This is a genomic window from Saccharomonospora iraqiensis subsp. iraqiensis (assembly GCF_000430445.1).
Lineage (GTDB): Bacteria > Actinomycetota > Actinomycetes > Mycobacteriales > Pseudonocardiaceae > Saccharomonospora > Saccharomonospora iraqiensis.
Genome location: NZ_AICW01000237.1, coordinates 1 through 1,728, shown reverse-complemented (window position 1 = coordinate 1,728; position 1,728 = coordinate 1). Strand labels below are relative to the sequence as shown.

Here is a 1,728-nt window from a genome sequence, read left to right as displayed (position 1 = left end):
CGCACCGCGCGCGAGCGCAGCGGCGCCCGCCGGTACCGGCCGGGCCCGGGGCGGCATCTGTACTCCCCGGGCATGGTCGGGACCGCGAGCCGCTGGGCCCCCTCCGCCGAGGAGGATCTCGACCGGGAGATCAGCAGCCTGGAGATGGCGCTGCGCGAACACGGCGCACTCTCCCGGCGCGAGCTGGCCGACGCGGTCGGCGCGCGGTACTGGGGCCCGGGCCGGTTCCGTGCCGCGTTGAGCGAGGCCGCGTACGAGGGACGGGTGCGCCGCCTGTCCCGGGACCGCTACGAGCCCGTGGCCGTGGACTCGCCGTCCTGACCGGGAGTCGGACACCGCCGCCCGCTCACCTGATCGGACCGCGACCCGCGCGGGCGCCCACGGCCGTCGGCGCGGTCGCACCACGGCGCGTTCACTCACCGGGACCGGCGCGTTGACGGTCCCGGGCACCTCCGAGCAACCTGACGATCGCCTGGTGGTCGGGGTCGGTGGAATACCGCACCGACCCCGCACGGACCCGCCCTCCCCGGGCCCGCCGCAGTCGATCGCAGGAGGACGCATGCCGACCCCGGTCATCGTCGACGCCGCCCGCACCCCGTACGGCAAGCGGGGAGGATGGCTGTCCGGCCTGCACCCCGCCGAGCTGCTGGGTGCCGCCCAGCGCGGGTTGCTCGACCGGCTCGACCTCGACCCCGACCTCGTCGAACAGATCATCGGCGGATGTGTCACGCAGGCGGGCGAGCAGTCGGGCAACGTCACGCGCACCGCCTGGTTGCACGCGGGGCTGCCCCGGGCCACGGGCGCCACCACGATCGACTCCCAGTGCGGGTCGGCGCAGAACGCCGTCCACCTCGTCTCCGGGCTGATCGCCACCGGTGCGCTGGACATCGGTATGGCGTGCGGTGTGGAGTCGATGTCGCGGGTGCCGCTCGGAGCCAACGTCGGCGAGGCCGGGTCCCCGAAGCCCGACTCGTGGGACATCGACATGCCGAACCAGTTCGGCGCGGCCGACCGGATCGCCGCCCGCCGCGGTTTCGCCCGGGAGGAGCTCGACGCCTTCGGCGTGCGCTCCCAGGAGCGCGCCCGGCGCGCCTGGGATGAGGGCAGACTGGACCGCCAGATCATCCCCGTGACCGCGCCGTCGGCGGAGACCGGCGAGCCGGTGCGGGTCACCCGCGACCAGGGGCTGCGGGAGACCAGCGTGGAGGCGCTGGCCGGGCTCAAGCCGGTGCTGCCGGACGGCCTGCACACCGCGGGCACCTCGTCCCAGGTCTCGGACGGTGCCACGGTCGCCCTGGTCGCCGACTCGGACCGCGCCCGTGCCCTGGGCCTGCGTCCCCGTGCCCGGATCGTGTCCCAGGCACTCGTCGGATCCGACCCGTACTACCACCTCGACGGTCCGATCGACGCCGCCGAACGGGTGCTGAAGCGGGCCGGGATGACCATGGCCGACATCGACCTGGTCGAGGTGAACGAGGCGTTCGCGTCGGTGCCGATGTCGCTGCAGCGGGTGCTCGGGGTCGACGACGACCGGCTCAACGTCAACGGTGGCGCGATCGCGGTCGGCCACCCCGTCGGATCCACCGGGATCCGGCTGATCGCCACCGCGATCGACGAGCTGGAACGCCGGGACGCCACCACCGCGCTCGTGGCGATCTGCGCGGGCGGCGCGCTGGCCACCGGCGCGGTCGTCGAACGGCTGTGAGCACGCCGGCCCCCGACCCGGCG

Annotated in this window: 1 protein-coding gene and 1 pseudogene; both read left to right on the top strand. The window is 74.9% G+C overall.

The features are described 5' to 3' along the window. Positions 1-321: pseudogene (locus tag ACTIR_RS20895) on the top strand (MFS transporter); the annotation flags it as partial. A 238-nt stretch (positions 322-559) separates the two neighbouring features. Further along, complete coding sequence (locus tag ACTIR_RS0100140; RefSeq protein ID WP_026452771.1) at positions 560-1,705, top strand: steroid 3-ketoacyl-CoA thiolase; 1,146 nt, start codon at positions 560-562, stop codon at positions 1,703-1,705. Positions 1,706-1,728 lie beyond the last annotated feature (23 nt).

Bases quoted from the DNA above. Each gene is read 5' to 3' on its own strand.
- ACTIR_RS0100140 (WP_026452771.1), top strand. From the start codon at position 560: ATGCCGACCCCGGTCATCGTCGACGCCGCCCGCACCCCGTACGGCAAG.